The 16,620-nt window shown below is 68.2% G+C and carries 12 protein-coding genes; 6 read left to right on the forward strand and 6 right to left on the reverse strand.

Annotated features, from left to right (window positions below; translation table 11 throughout):
* Nucleotides 1-150: 150 nt before the first annotated feature.
* Nucleotides 151-1,539, reverse strand: a complete 1,389-nt coding sequence (locus tag ACFIMZ_RS23570; protein WP_431824711.1) for an MFS transporter — start codon at nt 1,537-1,539, stop codon at nt 151-153.
* 234 nt (nt 1,540-1,773) lie between these two features.
* Here ACFIMZ_RS23570 and ACFIMZ_RS23575 point away from each other — a divergent pair, with 234 nt between their 5' ends.
* Entirely contained in the window at nt 1,774-2,421 is a 648-nt protein-coding gene (locus ACFIMZ_RS23575) for a TetR/AcrR family transcriptional regulator (protein ID WP_431824712.1), read from the forward strand.
* 137 nt (nt 2,422-2,558) lie between these two features.
* Nucleotides 2,559-4,241, forward strand: a complete 1,683-nt coding sequence (gene treA, locus ACFIMZ_RS23580; protein WP_431824713.1) for an alpha,alpha-trehalase TreA — start codon at nt 2,559-2,561, stop codon at nt 4,239-4,241.
* Between the two features lie 59 nt (nt 4,242-4,300).
* Here treA and ACFIMZ_RS23585 read toward each other — a convergent pair whose 3' ends face one another.
* Both ACFIMZ_RS23585 and ACFIMZ_RS23590 read right to left on the reverse strand, forming a co-directional pair.
* Nucleotides 4,301-5,785: a carbohydrate porin gene (locus ACFIMZ_RS23585; protein ID WP_431824714.1), complete on the reverse strand. Its 1,485-nt coding sequence runs from the start codon at nt 5,783-5,785 to the stop codon at nt 4,301-4,303.
* A gap of 105 nt (nt 5,786-5,890) precedes the next feature.
* Nucleotides 5,891-6,160: a hypothetical protein gene (locus tag ACFIMZ_RS23590; protein ID WP_431824715.1), complete on the reverse strand. Its 270-nt coding sequence runs from the start codon at nt 6,158-6,160 to the stop codon at nt 5,891-5,893.
* A gap of 1,070 nt (nt 6,161-7,230) precedes the next feature.
* Here ACFIMZ_RS23590 and ACFIMZ_RS23595 point away from each other — a divergent pair.
* Nucleotides 7,231-7,368: a hypothetical protein gene (locus ACFIMZ_RS23595; protein WP_431824716.1), complete on the forward strand. Its 138-nt coding sequence runs from the start codon at nt 7,231-7,233 to the stop codon at nt 7,366-7,368.
* 110 nt (nt 7,369-7,478) lie between these two features.
* Nucleotides 7,479-9,125, forward strand: a complete 1,647-nt coding sequence (locus ACFIMZ_RS23600; protein WP_431824717.1) for an NRAMP family divalent metal transporter — start codon at nt 7,479-7,481, stop codon at nt 9,123-9,125.
* A 122-nt stretch (nt 9,126-9,247) separates the two neighbouring features.
* Here the strand turns inward: ACFIMZ_RS23600 and ACFIMZ_RS23605 are convergent, their stop codons facing one another.
* On the reverse strand, nt 9,248-10,144 hold the full coding sequence (locus ACFIMZ_RS23605) for a helix-turn-helix transcriptional regulator (RefSeq protein ID WP_431824718.1): 897 nt from the start codon (nt 10,142-10,144) through the stop codon (nt 9,248-9,250).
* A gap of 292 nt (nt 10,145-10,436) precedes the next feature.
* On the opposite strand from ACFIMZ_RS23605, the gene ACFIMZ_RS23610 reads away from it, so the two are divergent.
* Together ACFIMZ_RS23610 and asnB are read left to right on the forward strand one after the other, a co-directional pair.
* Nucleotides 10,437-11,270 (forward strand): autoinducer binding domain-containing protein, encoded by an 834-nt coding sequence (locus tag ACFIMZ_RS23610; RefSeq protein ID WP_431824719.1) that lies wholly within the window; start codon nt 10,437-10,439, stop codon nt 11,268-11,270.
* 395 nt (nt 11,271-11,665) lie between these two features.
* Complete coding sequence (gene asnB, locus ACFIMZ_RS23615) at nt 11,666-13,633, forward strand: asparagine synthase (glutamine-hydrolyzing) (protein WP_431824720.1); 1,968 nt, start codon at nt 11,666-11,668, stop codon at nt 13,631-13,633.
* A gap of 24 nt (nt 13,634-13,657) precedes the next feature.
* On the opposite strand, the gene ACFIMZ_RS23620 is transcribed toward asnB, so the two are convergent.
* Nucleotides 13,658-14,056 carry a winged helix-turn-helix domain-containing protein gene (locus ACFIMZ_RS23620; RefSeq protein WP_431824721.1) on the reverse strand — a complete coding sequence of 133 codons (399 nt, stop codon included), beginning with the start codon at nt 14,054-14,056 and terminating at the stop codon, nt 13,658-13,660.
* Nucleotides 14,057-14,411: 355 nt separating this feature from the next.
* A complete protein-coding gene (locus ACFIMZ_RS23625) occupies nt 14,412-16,619 on the reverse strand; it encodes a molybdopterin cofactor-binding domain-containing protein (protein ID WP_431824722.1) in 2,208 nt (735 codons plus the stop codon).
* Nucleotide 16,620 lies beyond the last annotated feature (1 nt).

Genomic DNA, 16,620 nt, shown 5'->3' on the forward strand with positions numbered 1-16,620 from the left:
GTGCTTGCCCCCATTAAGCGCTCCGTGGCCCTGAGCGGACATCCATGCGGCTGTGCACCGGCCCCGAGTGGATGTCCGCTAATTTTTTTGCCGCGGCGGTTCTGCCGCGCGTCTGCCGAGTCTCTTTCGCCGTTTCCCGACCGTTGTGCCCTACTGGCGCCTGCCGCGCGCGATTTCGTCACCGGCGTTCAGCGGCAGCCTGCGCGTGATCGGGATCGACGCGAACGAGCACAGCCCGACCACGACGAACGCCGGCCAGAAGTCGGACCAGACCATCTTCGCGTGCCCCTGCGCCCAATGCGACAGGTGCAGCACGAGCCCCGCGACGGTGACGCCCAGGCCAAGCGACATCTGCTGGACGACGCTGCCGAGGCTCGTCGCGCGGCCCGCGTCGCGCGGCGAGATGTCCGCGTAGATCATCGAGTTGAGGCTCGTGAACTGCAGCGCGGGGAAGATCCCGCCGACCAGCACGATCAGCCAGATCGCCCAGGTCGGCATGCCTGGATGGAACACGCCGTAGGCGGCGATCGCGAGCCCCGCGAACGCCGCGTTGTAGATCAGCACTGTGCGAAAGCCGAAGCGGCGCAGCGTGCGGGTGGCCGTCGAGCGGCTCATCGCGCCGCCGAGCGCCGATGCGCAGGTGATCAGCCCCGAGTGGAACGCGGACATGCCGAGGCCCTCCTGCAGCGTGAGCGGCAGCAGGAACGGCACCGCGCCGAGGCCGATGCGGAACAGCGAGCCGCCGACGACGCTCGCGTGATAGGTCGGGATGCGCAGGAACGTCAGGTCGAGCACCGGCCGCTCCTTGCGGCGCGCGTACGGCACGTAGAGCGCGAGCAGCGCGGCGCCCGCGCCGCACATCGCCAGCGCGTTGCCGCGCGAGGTCAGCGCGCCGTCGATCAGCGTGAGCCCCATCAGCAGCAGCGCGGCGCCGCTCGCCGACAGCAGGAAGCCGAACCAGTCGAGCGGGCCCGGGTCGGGCTCGTGCGTGTTCGCGATGTGCTTGCTCGCGAGATAGATGCCGTACAGGCCGATCGGCACGTTGATGAAGAAGATCATCCGCCAGTGCAGGTACGTCGTGATGAAGCCGCCGACGAGCGGCCCGACCGTCGGGCCGAACAGCGCGGGGATCGCGAGATAGTTCATCGCGCGCACGAGGTCCGCGCGCGGCACGGCGCGGAAGATGATGATGCGCCCGACGGGCACCATCATCGCGCCGCCGACGCCTTGCACGAAGCGCGCGAACGTCAGCAGGCCGAGGGAATTGGATGCGGCGCACAGCAGCGAGCCGACGACGAAGATGCCGATCGCGGTGCGGAACACGGCGCGTGCGCTGAAGCGGTCGGCAAGCCAGCCGCAGATCGGGATGAACACGCCGAGCCCGACGACGTACGCGGTGATCGCGATGTTCAGCGTGACGGGGCTGTGCCCGAAGTCGCGCGCTATCGCGGGCAGGGCCGTGACGATGATGTTCCCGTCGACGCTTTCCATGAACAACGCACAGGCAACGATGAGCGGTGCAAGAAAGACGGGCGACATGGGCGGGGCGCGCGTAAAGACGCCATTATGCACCGTTTGCTCTCGGCGCGTCACGCGCGGCAACGGTTGTTCCGAATGTTGCGACAGTTGTTCTTTCGGCGCGGCGCGCGGAAGAGACGACTTCGGCGCGCGCGGCCGATGGTTGCGCGGTCATCGAATGTCCCGTTTGACGGTGTGGAAACCGCGTTCCTAGAATGTGAGCATCGACTCGCTTTCTCGACCCGTCTCCGCGCCATGTCACGCACGCCTGCCCGAACGCCGCTCGCCCCTCGCAAATCGCCACGCCAGCAGCGCTCGGCGGCCACCGTCGACGCGATCGTCGAAGCGGCCGCGCGCATTCTCGAGCGCGACGGCTTCGACGGCTACACGACCAACGCGGTCGCTGCGCATGCGGGCGTCAGCATCGGCTCGCTCTATCAGTACTTCCCGAATCGCGACGCGTTGACCGCCGCGCTGGCCGAACGCGAAAGCGCGGCGCTGCTCGACGACGTCGCGCGCGCGGCGTCGTTGCCGTCGTGCGATGCGATCCTGCGTGCGCTGGTGCGCGCGGCGGTCGCGCATCAGTTGCGCCGTCCGGCGCTCGCGCGGCTGATCGACTTCGAGGAGGCGCGCCTGCCGCTCGGCGCGCAGGCGCAGCGGGTCACGGATCGCATCCATGCGGCGGTGCTGCTCGCGTTCGGCCGGGACGACGCGCCGCGGCTCGCGGCGCCGGATGTCGTCGCGCACGATCTGCTGGCGATGATCAAGGGCCTCGTCGACGCGGCGGGCCAGCGCGGCGAGACTGATGCGGTCGCGCTCGACGCGCGCGTGTGGCACGCGGTGCGCGGCTATCTGCGCGAATCGCATGAATCGCCGGAATGGGGTGACGCGTCGCTTGCGTGACGCGCGCGTTTCGTGCGAAAGTCGGGCGGCTTGCCGCACATAACGACGCGCATCGATCGACGGCCATCGAATCGGGCGCACCGCGCGAATCGAGACCTCGTGCCGATCCACTCACCATCGCAAGGAGGGGATACGTCATGACGTCACGTCGTGCCGCATCGATCGCATCATCGCCGCTCGCGCCGCCAGTGCGGCGCATCCGCTGGGCCACCGCGCTGGCCGTTACGTATCTCGCCGTCGCGGGCTGCGCCGCGCAGGCGGACAGCGCAAACCAGGCCACGACCCGCGCCGCCGTCCAGTCCGCATTGCCGGCAGCGAATGCGGTGCTGCCGCCGCCGAGCCAGCTGTACGGCGACCTGTTCGTCGCGGTGCAGACCGCGCAGCTCTATCCCGACCAGAAGACCTTCGTCGACGCGACGCCGGACACCGATCCCGCGACGATCGTCCGGTTGTATCAGCAACAGCAAGCGCAACCGGGTTTTTCACTGAAGGCGTTCGCCGACCGGCATTTCACGCCGCCCGTCGACACGGGCGTCACGCCGCCGCCGAACCAGACGCTGCGCGAGCACATCGACTGGCTGTGGCCGAAGCTCACGCGCACGAGCGCGACGGTCCCGCCGTACAGCTCGCTGATTCCGCTGCCGAAGCCGTACGTGGTGCCGGGCGGGCGGTTCCGGGAGGGCTATTACTGGGACACCTATTTCACGATGCTCGGCCTGCAGGTGTCCGGACGCGAGGATCTCGTCGACGCCATGCTCGACAATTTCGCTCACCTGATCGATGCGGCAGGCCACGTGCCGAACGGCAACCGCACGTATTACGCGAGCCGTTCGCAGCCGCCGTTCTTCGCGTACATGGTGACGCTCGCCGCGCAGGGGGAAGGCGACAAGGTCTACCGGAAGTATCTGCCCGCGCTGCGCAGCGAGCATGCGTACTGGATGCAGGGCGAGCGCACGACGCCGCGCGGCGGCGCGACGCGCCACGTGGTCGCGATGCCCGACGGCGCGATCCTGAACCGCTACTGGGATGCGAGCGACATGCCGCGCGACGAGTCGTATCTGGAGGACGTGAAGACCGCGCAGGCGGCGTCCGGCCGCCCGGCGAACCAGGTGTGGCGCGACCTGCGCGCGGGCGCCGAAAGCGGCTGGGACTACAGCTCGCGCTGGTTCGGCGACGGCAAGACGCTCGCGACGATCCGCACGACGTCGATCGTGCCCGTCGACCTCAACAGCCTGATGTTCCATCTCGAGACGACGATCGTGAAGGGCTGCACGCTCGCGCGCGACGTCGCGTGCGTCGCCGATTTCACCGCGCGCGCGGAGCAGCGCGCGAAGGCGATCAATCATTACCTGTGGAACCGCCGCGGCCATTACGGCGACTACGACTGGCAACTGCGCCAGCCGCGCGATGCGGTCACCGCGGCCGCGCTGTATCCGCTGTTCGCGGGCGTCGCGTGGCCGGAGCGCGCGAAGGCGACGGCCCGCGAGGTGCGCGACACGCTGCTGCAGCCCGGCGGACTCGCGACGACGACCGCGACGACCGGCCAGCAGTGGGATGCGCCGAACGGCTGGGCGCCGCTGCAGTGGATCGCGGTCGACGGGCTGCGCCGCTACGGCGAGCCCGCACTCGCGAAGGAGATCGGCACGCGCTTCCTGGCGAGCGTGAAGCACGTGTATGCGACCGAGGGCAAGCTCGTCGAGAAGTATGTGGTCGAGGGCGCCGGCGCGGGCGGTGGGGGCGGCGGCGAGTATCCGCTGCAGGACGGCTTTGGCTGGACCAATGGCGTCACGCTGAAGCTGCTTGGGTTGTATGGCGAGTGACGCGCTCGCCGTGAGCGGACGGAGGCCCGGCGGCGTGCATGCCGCCGGGCCTCCCCGCATCAGAACGTGATCGTCGTGCGCACGCCGACGACCGTCTCGTCGCCGATGCGCGCGCCCGACGCGTTCGGATTCGGGATGCCGCCCGACGGACGGAAGAAGTGCTGCAGGTCCGCCTGCAGTTGCCACCACGGCGTGACCTGGTACTGATAGGTTGCTTCGACGACCGTCTCCGCACGGCGCACCGGGTAGCCGGGCGTCGTGTATACGCCGGTGTCGCCGTCGAGCGCGCGCGCGTGCGAGCCGATCTTCGCGTAGCCGATCGCGAGACCGGCGACGTCGTTGTCGCGGCCCGCGAACGGCGCCTTCAGCGTGACGCCCGCGTTGACCGCGAGATCGACGACGTTGCGGTCGCCCGGCGCGCCCATCACGCGCGCGAACACACCCAACGAGCGCGGGCTGTCCGGCGCCTGACGCCACACCATCTGGTCCGCGACCGCATAGAACCCGTAGTTGCCGTGATGGCTCGCCGGGATGCCGTTGCTCGCCGGATTCGCGAGCGACAGGCCGTCCGTGCCGGTGCGCAGGTCGTCGAAATGCTGCGACTGATACCAGACGCCGAGCTTGTAGGTGCCCGGCAGGCCGGCCGGCTGCGGCGCCTTCGGATCGGCCGGCGGCGCGTTGAGCGCGTACTGCACCTCGCCGATCAGCAGCGCGCCGCTGCGCAGGTTGAAGTTGGTGCCGTGCGCGTTGAGCTGTTGCGCATCGCCGCCGAACCGGCCGGCCGGGTTGCCGTCGAACACGCCGCCCAGCACGGTCCACGAATCGGTCGGCTTCACGCGCAGCCGCACGCCGAGCGACGACAGCGGATATGCGGGGCCGCCCGCGGGCAGGTCGGCGGACGGCAGCACCGGCCAGCCGAACGTCGCGTTCATGAACGACGCTGCGTACTGGCTCACCATGAATTCCTGGTCGAGGCTCTGCTGGCCGACCTTCACGTCGGCCTTGCCGTCGAGGAACGCCTGCTGGTACCACAGCTCCCACAGGCGGGTGGTCGAATTCGCTTCGATGCCGGTCGCGGTCTGCAGCGTCTGCAGGTTGCGCTGCGTGAGGTTGGTGCCGTGGATCTGCAGCCCGGACACGTTGAACGTGCCGCCCGGCAGGCCGATCGCCTTGGCCGTGTCGACGTTCAGGCCGAACTGCGTGAGGCCCTGGTATGCGCCGCCGCGCGCCGTGCCGCCCGACGTGTTGTACAGGTATTCGCTGGTTTCCTGCAGGTTCAGCGTGACGCCATGATCGCCGAGCACGTCGCGCAGGCCGCCCATATTGCCGAGCAGGTTCGAACGCTCCCAGAAGCCGGTGGGCGCCGGCGCGGCGGCATCGGCGGCCGGCGCTTGCACGGTGGCGGCATCGCTGGCGCCCGCGGCCGGTTCGGGCGCGGGCGACGCGGATTGCGCGAACGCGGGCGCGGCGGCGAGCGACAGCAGCAGTGTCGCGCATGCATGGAGACGGGTCTTGCGCAGGGTGGGCTCGAAGTGGTTTTTCATGCGAGTTCCATTGACGGATTGATTAGTGTGACTAATGGAATGAACCGGTGATGCAAATGGGGCGCGGACGGTGCATGGCACGCGGCCCGTCCGCGCGACGATGCGTTATGGCAGCCAGCCGCCGACGCGCCAGACCTGCGCGAAATCCAGGCGCGACGCGGCCGAGCATAGCAGCGCGACCAGCGCCACGGCGGCGGCCATTGCGCCGAGCACCGCGCAGTCGGGGGCGCGAGTCGGGAGCAGCGCGTCCACCAGCGCGGCGCCGCGCCAGTGGCTGGCGGCATGCGCGAGCGGCGACAGCGCCGAGACGAGCGAGCGATTGCAAGCGACGTGCACGTATCGCTTGAGTCTGACCGCGAACGATTGAAAGAACATGACGTTGCCTCCGTCCGGTCCGGCGGCGAAGCCGGACGACGTGATGGATCCCGGGCGCGCGCGGTGCGGCCTGAGATCGGCGTTTGAAACGGTACGGAGCGTGCGACGGATGAGCCGGCAAGAACCGGCTCGGGAGGAAGCGCGCTAACCCGACGAATGCGAGCTAGCGGCGAAGGACATGCCCTGGGCTGCTGCTATCTCGCGATGGCTTGGCCGGCGTGAACCGGCATCGAACTGCAACTAGAGCATGTGTCCACGAATGGACTCCTTTGTTGAATTGCGGCGGATTGTAGTCGCGTCGTTTGCTGCAGCGCAAGTAAAAATCGCACAAAAATTTGCGCATGTTGCACATACATCGAGTTGACGCACCGCGATCGTTGCAGCTCGCGCAATCGGCCTGCGCGGTTGCCCGGACCGTTGCGCATGCGCACCGCCCCGGGCGTGGATGCGTACACGCTGAAAGGTTCGGGCGCGTGATTTCGAGGGCGAATCTTTCAGTGCCGGAGCCCGGAAAATATTTTTGCGATAACGGGGATTCAAGGGGTTGACTTCGGTTTCGTGCGGTCCCTAGAATCCGCCATCTTCACTCTTGGGGCGAACGCCTTGGACGCTTGCAGTAGTCGATCTTCGAACGAGTTTTCCGCCTGAGCGACCAACGTCCGCGCCTTTCCAACGCCGCCGTTTGTCACTGAGGCAAACGGTGCGCGCAGCAGTACTTCGCAGTAACTCCCTACGTGCACCCTGATTCGCGCCAGAAACGCGTCATGCCGTCGCGCATGCGCCGTCTGGATTCGCCGCCGCCCGGCATGCGGCCGCGTTCGCGCACGCCTTTCGCAGGCATGCGCACGCGGTGTCCCGCATGCAGGATGGCGGTCAACCGTGTTCTTCCGGAACACCGCACAGGAGCCGCCATGAACGACAGTGACAGTTGTCCCTTATGCCGCCAGACCCTTTTCAATCCGGGTCGCAGGGACACTCCGGCCGAATAGCCTGAATTCGCTCAGGCGCCGGACTGGCCCCGCGCCCACGACGCGGCCGGCACGCACGCTGCCGCCGCACGGAGCCAGATCATGAACTTCGGCCTTCTGCTGTCGCAACTCCCGCACGTGAACGAATCGCGCCCGCACTACGACGCGATGCTGTCGCTCGAAAACCGTCAGCCGGTATTCGTCCGCCTGCTGAACCACCTGAAATCGTTAGTCCACTAATAGCCGAGCGCGCCTCGGCATGCGCATGCGCGGCTGCCGCCACGCGGCTGCGCACGCTCATGCCAAGGTTACACGCTTGACAGATAACCATTAGACGTACGGAACACATCATGTCCACGCCATCCAACGTTTCTCCACCGATCGCCGTCGAACGCAGCGCCGTGCTCGACGAAGCCCATCTGGGCGACATCCGCGGCGCGCTCGGCACCATCGCGCATCACGACACCGCGGCGCGCGGCACGTGGTGGGCACGCCTGCGCACGCTGCTCGCGATCCTCGGGCCGGGCCTCATCGTGATGGTCGGCGACAATGACGCGGGTGCGTTCGGCACCTACACGCAAGCGGGCCAGAACTACGGCACGACGCTGCTGTGGACGCTGCTGCTGCTCGTTCCCGTGCTGTACGTGAACCAGGAAATGGTGCTGCGCCTCGGCGCGGTAACGGGCGTCGGCCATGCACGGCTGATCTTCGAGCGCTTCGGCAAGTTCTGGGGCGCGTTCAGCGTGATCGACCTGTTCCTGCTCAACGCGCTGACGATCGTGACCGAGTTCATCGGCATTACGTTCGTGCTCGACTTCTTCGGGCTGCCGAAGGTCGCCGGCGTGTGCGTGGCCGCCGCGCTGACGATGGCGGCGGTCAGTACCGGCGACTTCAGGCGCTTCGAGCGGTTCGCGGTGGTGCTCTGCCTGCTGAGCCTGCTGCTGGTGCCGGTGCTGGTGACGATCCATCCGCCGGTCGCGCAGATGTCGCGCGATTTCTTCGTGCCGAACTGGCCCGCGCACGCGAAGCTTTCCGACGTGATGCTGCTCGTGATCGGCATCGTCGGCACGACGGTCGCGCCGTGGCAGCTGTTCTTCCAGCAGAGCTACGTGATCGACAAGCGCATCACGCCGCGCTTCATGAAGTACGAGAAGGCCGACCTGTGGATCGGGATCATGTTCGTGCTGATCGGCGCGGTCGCGATGATCGGCTTCAGCTCGGCGCTGTTCGGCGGACGCCCCGAGTTCGGCAATTTCACCGACGCGGGCGGCATCATCGCCGGCCTCGAGAAGTACGCGGGCCGGACGAGCGCGACGCTGTTCGCGGTCGCGCTGCTCGACGCGTGCATCATCGGCGCGGCGGCCGTGTCGCTGTCGACCGCGTACGCGATCGGCGACGTGTTCAAGATCCGCCATTCGCTGCATCGCAACGTGTCGGACGCGAAGGGCTTCTATCTCGTCTACTTCGGCATCGTGGCCGCCGCTGCGGCGATCGTGCTGATCCCGGGCAGCCCGCTCGGCCTGCTGACGGAAGCGGTGCAGACGCTCGCGGGCGTGCTGCTGCCGAGCGCGACCGTGTTCCTGCTGCTGCTCTGCAACGACAAGCAGGTGCTTGGCCCCTGGGTCAACTCGACGAAGCTCAACATCTTCACGGGCGCGGTGATCTGGGTGCTGGTGATGCTGTCGATCATCCTGACCGCATCCGTGATGTATCCGGACATCAGCGGCGAGGCGATCGTCGACGTGCTGGTCGGCGGCAGCGTGTTCGCGATCGTCGGCTATCTCGCGACGGTGCTGATCCGCCGCAACAAGCGCGTGATCGAGCCGGGCGTCGACCGCTCGCTGCGCGACACGTGGCGCATGCCGCCGCTCGACGCGCTCGAGCCGCAGTCGATGACGCTGACGACGCGGATCTGGATGGGCGTGCTGCGCGGCTACCTCGTGATCGCGGTCGGTCTCGTGATCGTCAAGGTCGTGCAGATGATGCTGCTCAAGTAACACCGCCTGATGGACGCGGCGCCGGACCCGGCACCGCGCCGCTTCCCGTGCATGCCGGCCTTCGTGGCCGGCATGCGCGTTTACGGCGTGCGAAACGGTGCGAATCGCACGCGGTGTCCGGCTCAGATCAGTTCGAGCTTCGACGTCAGGTAGGTGAGCTGGATCCGGTTCGCGACGCCGAAGCGCTTGCGCAACTTGCGCAGGTGATAGTCGACGTTGTGCGCGCTGGTGTCGAGGCGCCGGCCGATCTCCTTGTCCGATGCACCTTCGGCGATGCCGATCAGCAGTTCCTGCTCGAACGGCGTGAGGTCGTTGACCATGCGCTCGCGCGACGCCGCGATCAGTTGCGGCGACGCGAACTGGTGCACCGACAGCCCGATCGACAGCGCCTGCTCGACCGTCGCCGGCGTGATCCAGTCGCGCGCGCGGCGCGGCGCGGTGAAGCTCATGAACGCATTGAGCCGCGTGCCGGGCACGGCCATCGAATACATGATGCCGCTGCACATTCCGTCGTCCTCCAACGTCTGCAGGAAACCGTCGAGCGCGGCGGACGACACGAGCGCGCCTTCGTCGCGCTGCCGGCGCATCTGCTGCAGGTCCCACACGATCGGCATGTTGCACACGCGCGCGTCGAGTGTGCGGGGATCGACGTCGTAGTGGCCGTGCCGCACATAGTCGCCCCGATAGGTCGCGGGCGTGAACGCTTCGTGAAGATAGACGCGCTCGACGCGCTCCTGCGCGAATTCGAGCGCGAAATACGCGAACGTCGAGAAACCGGTCAGATGCAGCAGGCTCGTCACGATGCGATGGCGCTCGGCGGTGCTCTGCGCGCGGGCGAGCGTGTCCGCGACGCCGAGCCGCGGCGCGTGCGGCTGCTCGACGCCGCCGCGCTTCACGTCGTCGCACCAGACGATCTGCACCGGGCGCGCGCGCGGCGCGTCGGCGCGATACGTGGCGTCGCCCGAAGGAAATTGAAAGCCTGGGGCGGCCGCTTCTTCATGCAAGGAAATATCGGACATGAGTCATCCCTCGGAATCGACGCGCACCGTCGCGGCGGGCCATATCGTGAACGGCCGGCCGCGGCGGTGCGATCGAAGCATCATGTTTATATGCGCCGATCATCATCCTGACAAAACGCGAGGGCATTGTACAAAAATGGTGGCGTACGCGTAATATGCCGTAATACTAATCGCGCTGAAAGTTTCATGCAGGCGTACGAATAGAAATGTAAGAAACGTAATAGAAAAAGAAAAGACCAAGTCGTGTCGGGGCTTCTGGATTCACATCATTGGGACAGGGGACGGGCTCTTCATGACACGTGTTGACGGTACGCCACTCGTCGAGTGGTTCTCGCAGGCCGACCTGACGGTCGCTGCCGCGGGTTCGACCGAATGGCAGACGATGAACCGGGATGTTTTTCCCATCACGCAATCCGTGGCCGGTAAAACCGAACCGGGCGCATTCGATTTCGCGCTATGCCATGCGCGCTTGCGTCAGATCGGCTTCAGCACGCTCGGTTACGGCGCCTATGAAATGATCGGGCGGCGCATGCTGTGCGCGCATGTGCTGCGCGATCTCGCGCCGGCGACCTTCATGCAGCCGTATATCGAAGGCATGCTCTACGAAGCCGATCCGCGTTTCGCGCAAGCGCGCCAGAGCGGCTTTCCGGTTGCGTGGCGGCTCGACGAGATCGAGGCGGTCGCCCAGCGCGGCGGCGATCGCAAGGTGCTTGCGCTCGCGGGCCACCTGCGCGCGCATGCGATGAACAGCGGCGTGATCTTCAGCCTGTCGGCGCCGCGGCTCGACCTGCGGGTCGCGGTCAACGTGACGTCCGAGACGCACGGCACCGACTGGATCGACGATCGCGTGATCGGCGGCGCGCTGTCGGTCAGCCTCGCGGTGCATCGCGTCGCGCTGCCGTTTCTCGAGGCGCGCGTCGCGCGTGCGCGCGGCTTCGCGCTCGGCCAGGAACAGCAGGCGGTGCTCGACCGGCTCGTGCACGGGCTGTCGGACCAGGAGATCGCGAGCGCGCTGCGCACGTCGCTGCACAAGGTCGGCCTTCACATTCGTTCGCTCGAGAAACTGTTCAACGTGCAGAACCGCGCGCAGCTCGCGTATCTCGCCGCGCGCCGGCTGCGCACGTAGGCGCGTTCCGAATGTAAGCGACCCCGGTGGTTTCGCGGCTGGATTCGTTCGTCCAGATCGTTTCGGCATCCGATTTTGTTTCGGATTCCGCACTCGTTACGGCCATTGTTTCGATGTTCGCTTTCGTCCGACGATACAGCAGCGAAAACGCTGCGATTCGCGTCGAGTGCGGACGTCTTCGCGCACGCGCCATACGGTTCGGGACGCCATCCGGCGCGCTCCTGTTCCGCTCATTCGAATACACCGCGCTTGACGTCGATTTTTTTAGCTGTCCATGACGCGGTGCGTCGATTTATTGATGAATTATTTCTTCGTAAGATGGCCCGACCGTCGTGCCTGACGGCGCGCAGCAAGGCGCCGCGCGAGACGGGATCGGTCAACAGACAGGCAAGAACATGTGCGGAATCGACGGCTTTCTGAACAGCGCCGCGTTCGATGAGGAGACAGCGCGCGCGACGCTCGCGCGGATGACGGCGAGCCTCGCGCATCGCGGGCCCGATGCGCAGGGAACCTGGCTCGATGCGGAAGCCGGGATTGCGCTCGGCCACCGGCGGCTCGCGATCGTCGACCTGTCGGTGCACGGCCGCCAGCCAATGGCGTCTGCGTGCGGACGCTTCGTCCTCGTCTTCAACGGCGAAATCTACAACTACCGGGCGCTGCGCGCGGAGCTGGAGCGTACCGGCCGCGCGCCGGCGTGGCGCGGACACTCGGACAGCGAAGTGCTGCTCGCGGCGATCGCCGCGTGGGGCGTCGAGGCGGCGTTGCGCCGCGCGACCGGCATGTTCGCGTTCGCGCTCTGGAACCGCGAGTCGCGCGTGCTGACGCTCGCGCGCGACCGGATCGGCGAGAAGCCGCTCTATTACGGACGGATCGGCGACACGCTGGTGTTCGCGTCCGAGCTGAAGGCGCTGCGCAGCTATCCGGGCTTCGACGGCGCGATCGACCGCGACGCGCTGTGCCTGTACCTGCGGCAGTCGAGCGTGCCCGCGCCGTACACGATCTATCGCGGCATCCGCAAGCTGCCGCCCGGGACGTTCGTCCAGTTCGAGCATGCGCGCGACACGCCGCGCGTGCGTGCGTACTGGACGCTCGAACACGCGATCGAGGCCGGGCGGGCGGAGCCGTTCGAGGGCAACGAGCAGGAGGCGGTCAGCCAGCTCGACGCGATCCTGCGCAAGGCCGTTGCGCAGCAGATGGAGGCCGACGTGCCGCTCGGCGCGTTCCTGTCGGGCGGCGTCGATTCGTCGGCGATCGTCGCGCTGATGCAGGCGCAATCGGCGGCGCCGGTCGACACGTTCACGATCGGATTCCACGAGGCCGGCTACGACGAGGCCGGCTATGCGAAGGCGGTTGCGCGCCATCTCGGCACGCGCCATACCGAGCTGTACGTGACCGCGGATCACGCGCTCGCGGTCGTGCCGAGGCTGCCGTCGATCTACGACGAGCCGTTTTCCGACGCGTCGCAGATTCCGACCTTCCTCGTCGCCGAGCTGACGCGCCGCCATGTGAAGGTGAGCCTGTCCGGCGACGGCGGCGACGAGCTGTTCGGCGGCTACACGCGCTATTTCCTGACGCCGCGCCTGTGGCGCAAGCTGCATCGCGTGCCGGCGGCCGTGCGCGCGCGGATCGCCGCCGCGTTGCATGCGCTGCGGCCCGATCACGCCGACCAGCTCGCGGCGGTTGCGCAGAGCGCGTGGAGCGGCGCCGAAGCGCGCGAGACCCCGCCGCGCATCGGCGACCGGCTGCACAAGCTCGGCCATGTGATGACCGCCGACAGCCGCATCGGGCTGTACCGGCTGCTGATGTCGGCGGTGCATCATCCGGAGCGCATCGCGCTCGCCGGGCAGGAGCCGCCGACGCCGCTCGACACCACGAGCGCGTGGCCCCCGGATTTGACCTTCGCCGAGCAGGCGATGGCGATCGACACGCTCACGTACTTGCCGACCGACATCCTGACCAAGGTCGATCGCGCGGCGATGGCCGTCAGCCTCGAGACGCGGATGCCGTTCCTCGATCACCACGTCGTCGAATTCGCGTGGCGGCTGCCCGCGTCGGTGCGGTTGCCGGACGGCCAGTCGAAGGTGCTGCTGCGCCGCCTGCTCGATGCGTACGTGCCGGCGTCGCTGATCGACCGGCCGAAGCAGGGCTTCTGCGCGCCGATCGACCACTGGCTGCGCGGCTCGCTGCGCGACTGGGCGGAGACGCTGTTGCATCCCGCGCGGCTGCGCGAGGAGGGCTTCTTCGACGCGGCGGCGGTCGAGCGCCTGTGGCGGCAGCACCAGACCGGCCGGATGAACTGGCAGCACCAGCTGTGGACGGTGCTGATGTTCCAGGCGTGGCTCGAGGCGCAGCGCGCGGCGTGACGCGGCGCGCGCTGCGGGGAACGCTCAAACGTAGTCGGCGACCATGTCGTGCTGCGACACGGCGCGCACGGCGGGCGCCGGGTCGTGACGCTCGGCGTGCGTCATCGCCGCGCCGAACAGCACGAGCCGATAGCCGACCGCGTAGATCGGGATGATCCGCAGGTTCTTGTCATGGTCGAGGCGCAGCTTCGCGCGGATGCGCGAGACGTGCGTGTCGAGCGTGCGCGACGACACGCCGAGTTCGCGGCCCCAGACCGCTTCCTGGATAGCCTGGCGCGGCACGATCTTGTTCATGTTGTCGAGCAGGAACTCGACGACGTCGAATTCGCGCGGCGTCACGTCGACCCGCTTGTCGTCGATCTCGATCGTGCGGCGCACGAAGTTGATCTTGATGTTGTCGATGTACAGGTATTTGCAATCCATGTCGGCCCTCGCATGTCCGTTGAAGGAGTGTTTCCCGACCGATTCCAGCAAATTCCGGGCCATGCCGGACAACGCGAGCGGCGCGACGTCGCGCCGGGCGGCGCGAAGGCGCGCGGGCGTTGAATCTCAAAGAATTTTTAACGCGGCCGGACGGGCGGGGCGCGACGCGTAACTGAAGGATTGTTACGTAGCATCGGCGGGGGACGTTACGGGTGTTACGTCAGACGTAACGTGGGGCGAGGCGATGACGGGCCGTTGACGCAGGCCGCGCCGCAGCCGATCGGCGCGCATGCCGGAGCAGCGCGCCGGTCCGCCCCGCGCGAGACGCGTGGGGGGGAGCCGGCGCGCCGCGCCGTCACGCCTTCGCCGTATCCCCCGAATCGAACGGCAGCGTGTAATGCCGCTTGCCCGTCGCCGCGAAGATCGCGTTCGCGACGGCCGGCCCGACCGGCGCGACGCCGGGCTCGCCGACGCCGGTCGGCGCGTCGGCCGACGGCACGATGTAGACCTCGACCTTCGGCATCTCGGCGATGCGCAGCACCTGGTAGCCGTCGAAGTTGCGCTGCTCGACCTGGCCGTCCTTCAGCGTGATCGCGCCGTGCATCACCGCGCCGAGCCCGAAGCCGATGCCGCCTTCCATCTGCGCGGCGACGATGTCGGGGTTGATCGCGATCCCGCAGTCGACCGCGCAGACGATGCGCTCCACCTTCACCTTGCCGTCCGCGCCGACCGATACCTCGGCGACCTGCGCGACATGGCTGTTGAACGCCTCGGCCACCGCGATCCCGCGCCCGCGCCCCTTCGGCAGCGGCTTCGCCGGATCCCAGCCGGCCTTCTCGGCCGCGAGCGCGAGCACCGCGCGCATGCGCGGCTCCTTCGCGAGCAGGTCGCGGCGGAACGCGTACGGGTCCTTGCCCGCCGCGTGCGCGGCTTCGTCGATGAACGCCTCGACCGCATACGCCGTGTGCGAGCTGCCGACGACGCGCCACCACAGCACCGGCACGCCGGCCTTCGTGGTGGTCAGCTCGACCGATACGTTCGGCACCGCGTACGGCAGGTTCGCCGCGCCCTCGACCGACGTCGCGTCGATCCCGTTCTTGACCATCACCGCCTCGAACGGCGTGCCGGCGAGGATCGACTGGCCGACGATCCGGTGCCGCCAGCCGACCAGCTTGCCGTCCGCCGTCAGCCCCGCGTCGAGCTTGTGGACGTACATCGGGCGATAGAGGCCGCCCTGGATGTCGTCCTCGCGCGTCCACTGCAGCTTGACCGGCTTGCCGTTCGCGCCGAGCGCCTTCGCGATCGACACGGCCTCGACCACGTAGTCCGACCACGCGTTCGCGCGCCGGCCGAAGCTGCCGCCCGCGTACAACGTGTGGATCTTCACCTGCTCGGGCTTCAGGCCCGCGACCTGCGCGGCGTTGGCCTGGTCGACGGTCTGGAACTGGTCGCCGGCCCAGATCTCGCAGCCGTCGGGCGTCAGCCTGACCACTGCGTCGAGCGGCTCCATCGGCGCGTGCGCGAGGTACGGGAATTCGTACGTCGCGCTGAGCTTGCGCGCCGCGCCGGCGATCGCGGCGTTGGCGTCGCCGTCCTTGCGGGCCGACACGCCCGGCTGGTTCGCGAGCTGGCGGTATTCGCGCAGGATCGCGTCCGAGCCGCGCTTCTCGGCGTGCGTGTCGTCCCATTCGACCTTCAGCGCGTCGCGGCCCTGTTTCGCGGCCCAGAAGCCCGTCGCGACGACTGCGACGCCGCGCGGCACCTGCACGACCGACACGACGCCCGGCACCGCCTTCGCGTCCGACGCGTCGAACGACTTGACGGTGGCGCCGAAGCGCGGCGGCCGCTGCAGCAGCGCGACCAGCATCCCCGGAAGCGCGACGTCGAGCGTGAACTGCGCGGTGCCGTTCGACTTCGGCGCGGCATCGACACGCGGAATCCGTTGGCCGATCAGGCGAAACTCCGCGGGCTGCTTCAGCGTCACGCTCGCCGGCACCGGCAGCTTCGCGGCTTGCGCGACGAGTGTGCCGTAGCCGGCCTGTTTGCCGGTCTTCGCGTGCATGACGAAGCCGTCCTTCGTCGTCAGCTCGCCGGCCGGCACTTTCCAGCGGGCCGCGGCGGCCGACACGAGCATCGCGCGGGCCTTCCCGCCGGCTTCGCGCAGCTGCTGCCACGAGTTCGCCATCGCCGAGCTGCCGCCCGTGCCCTGCATCGTGCCGAACGCAAGGTTCGCGTAGCGTTTCGCGTCGGCGGGCGCGCTCTCGACGCGCACGCTCGACCAGTCGGCGTCCAGTTCCTCGGCGACGATCGTCGCGATGCCGGTGTATGCGCCCTGGCCCATCTCGACGTGCTTGGCGACGACGGTGACGATGCCGTCGGGCGTGATGCGCAGGAACGCGTTCGGCGCGAACCCGGCGGCGCTCGGCGTCGCGGCGAGCGCACGGCGGCCCAGGCCGAGCCATTCGAAGCCGACGGTCAGGCTGACGGCCGCGGCGCCGGCGGCCTTCAGGAACGTGCGGCGCGCGGGGCGGGTTGCGTTCGGGGAATCGATTCCGGTCGTCATG

The sequence above is a fragment of the Burkholderia sp. F1 genome, assembly GCF_050813845.1.
GTDB classification, from domain to species: Bacteria; Pseudomonadota; Gammaproteobacteria; order Burkholderiales; family Burkholderiaceae; genus Burkholderia; species Burkholderia ubonensis.

What these genes read in the sequence shown, in the direction of transcription:
- ACFIMZ_RS23600 (WP_431824717.1), top strand. Translation starts at nt 7,479, where the DNA reads ATGTCCACGCCATCCAACGTTTCTCCACCGATCGCCGTCGAACGCAGC.
- ACFIMZ_RS23590 (WP_431824715.1), bottom strand. Translation starts at nt 6,160, where the DNA reads ATGTTCTTTCAATCGTTCGCGGTCAGACTCAAGCGATACGTGCACGTC.
- ACFIMZ_RS23605 (WP_431824718.1), bottom strand. Translation starts at nt 10,144, where the DNA reads ATGTCCGATATTTCCTTGCATGAAGAAGCGGCCGCCCCAGGCTTTCAA.
- ACFIMZ_RS23570 (WP_431824711.1), bottom strand. Translation starts at nt 1,539, where the DNA reads ATGTCGCCCGTCTTTCTTGCACCGCTCATCGTTGCCTGTGCGTTGTTC.
- ACFIMZ_RS23575 (WP_431824712.1), top strand. Translation starts at nt 1,774, where the DNA reads ATGTCACGCACGCCTGCCCGAACGCCGCTCGCCCCTCGCAAATCGCCA.
- ACFIMZ_RS23585 (WP_431824714.1), bottom strand. Translation starts at nt 5,785, where the DNA reads ATGAAAAACCACTTCGAGCCCACCCTGCGCAAGACCCGTCTCCATGCA.
- treA (WP_431824713.1), top strand. Translation starts at nt 2,559, where the DNA reads ATGACGTCACGTCGTGCCGCATCGATCGCATCATCGCCGCTCGCGCCG.
- ACFIMZ_RS23595 (WP_431824716.1), top strand. Translation starts at nt 7,231, where the DNA reads ATGAACTTCGGCCTTCTGCTGTCGCAACTCCCGCACGTGAACGAATCG.
- ACFIMZ_RS23620 (WP_431824721.1), bottom strand. Translation starts at nt 14,056, where the DNA reads ATGGATTGCAAATACCTGTACATCGACAACATCAAGATCAACTTCGTG.
- ACFIMZ_RS23625 (WP_431824722.1), bottom strand. Translation starts at nt 16,619, where the DNA reads ATGACGACCGGAATCGATTCCCCGAACGCAACCCGCCCCGCGCGCCGC.
- ACFIMZ_RS23610 (WP_431824719.1), top strand. Translation starts at nt 10,437, where the DNA reads ATGACACGTGTTGACGGTACGCCACTCGTCGAGTGGTTCTCGCAGGCC.
- asnB (WP_431824720.1), top strand. Translation starts at nt 11,666, where the DNA reads ATGTGCGGAATCGACGGCTTTCTGAACAGCGCCGCGTTCGATGAGGAG.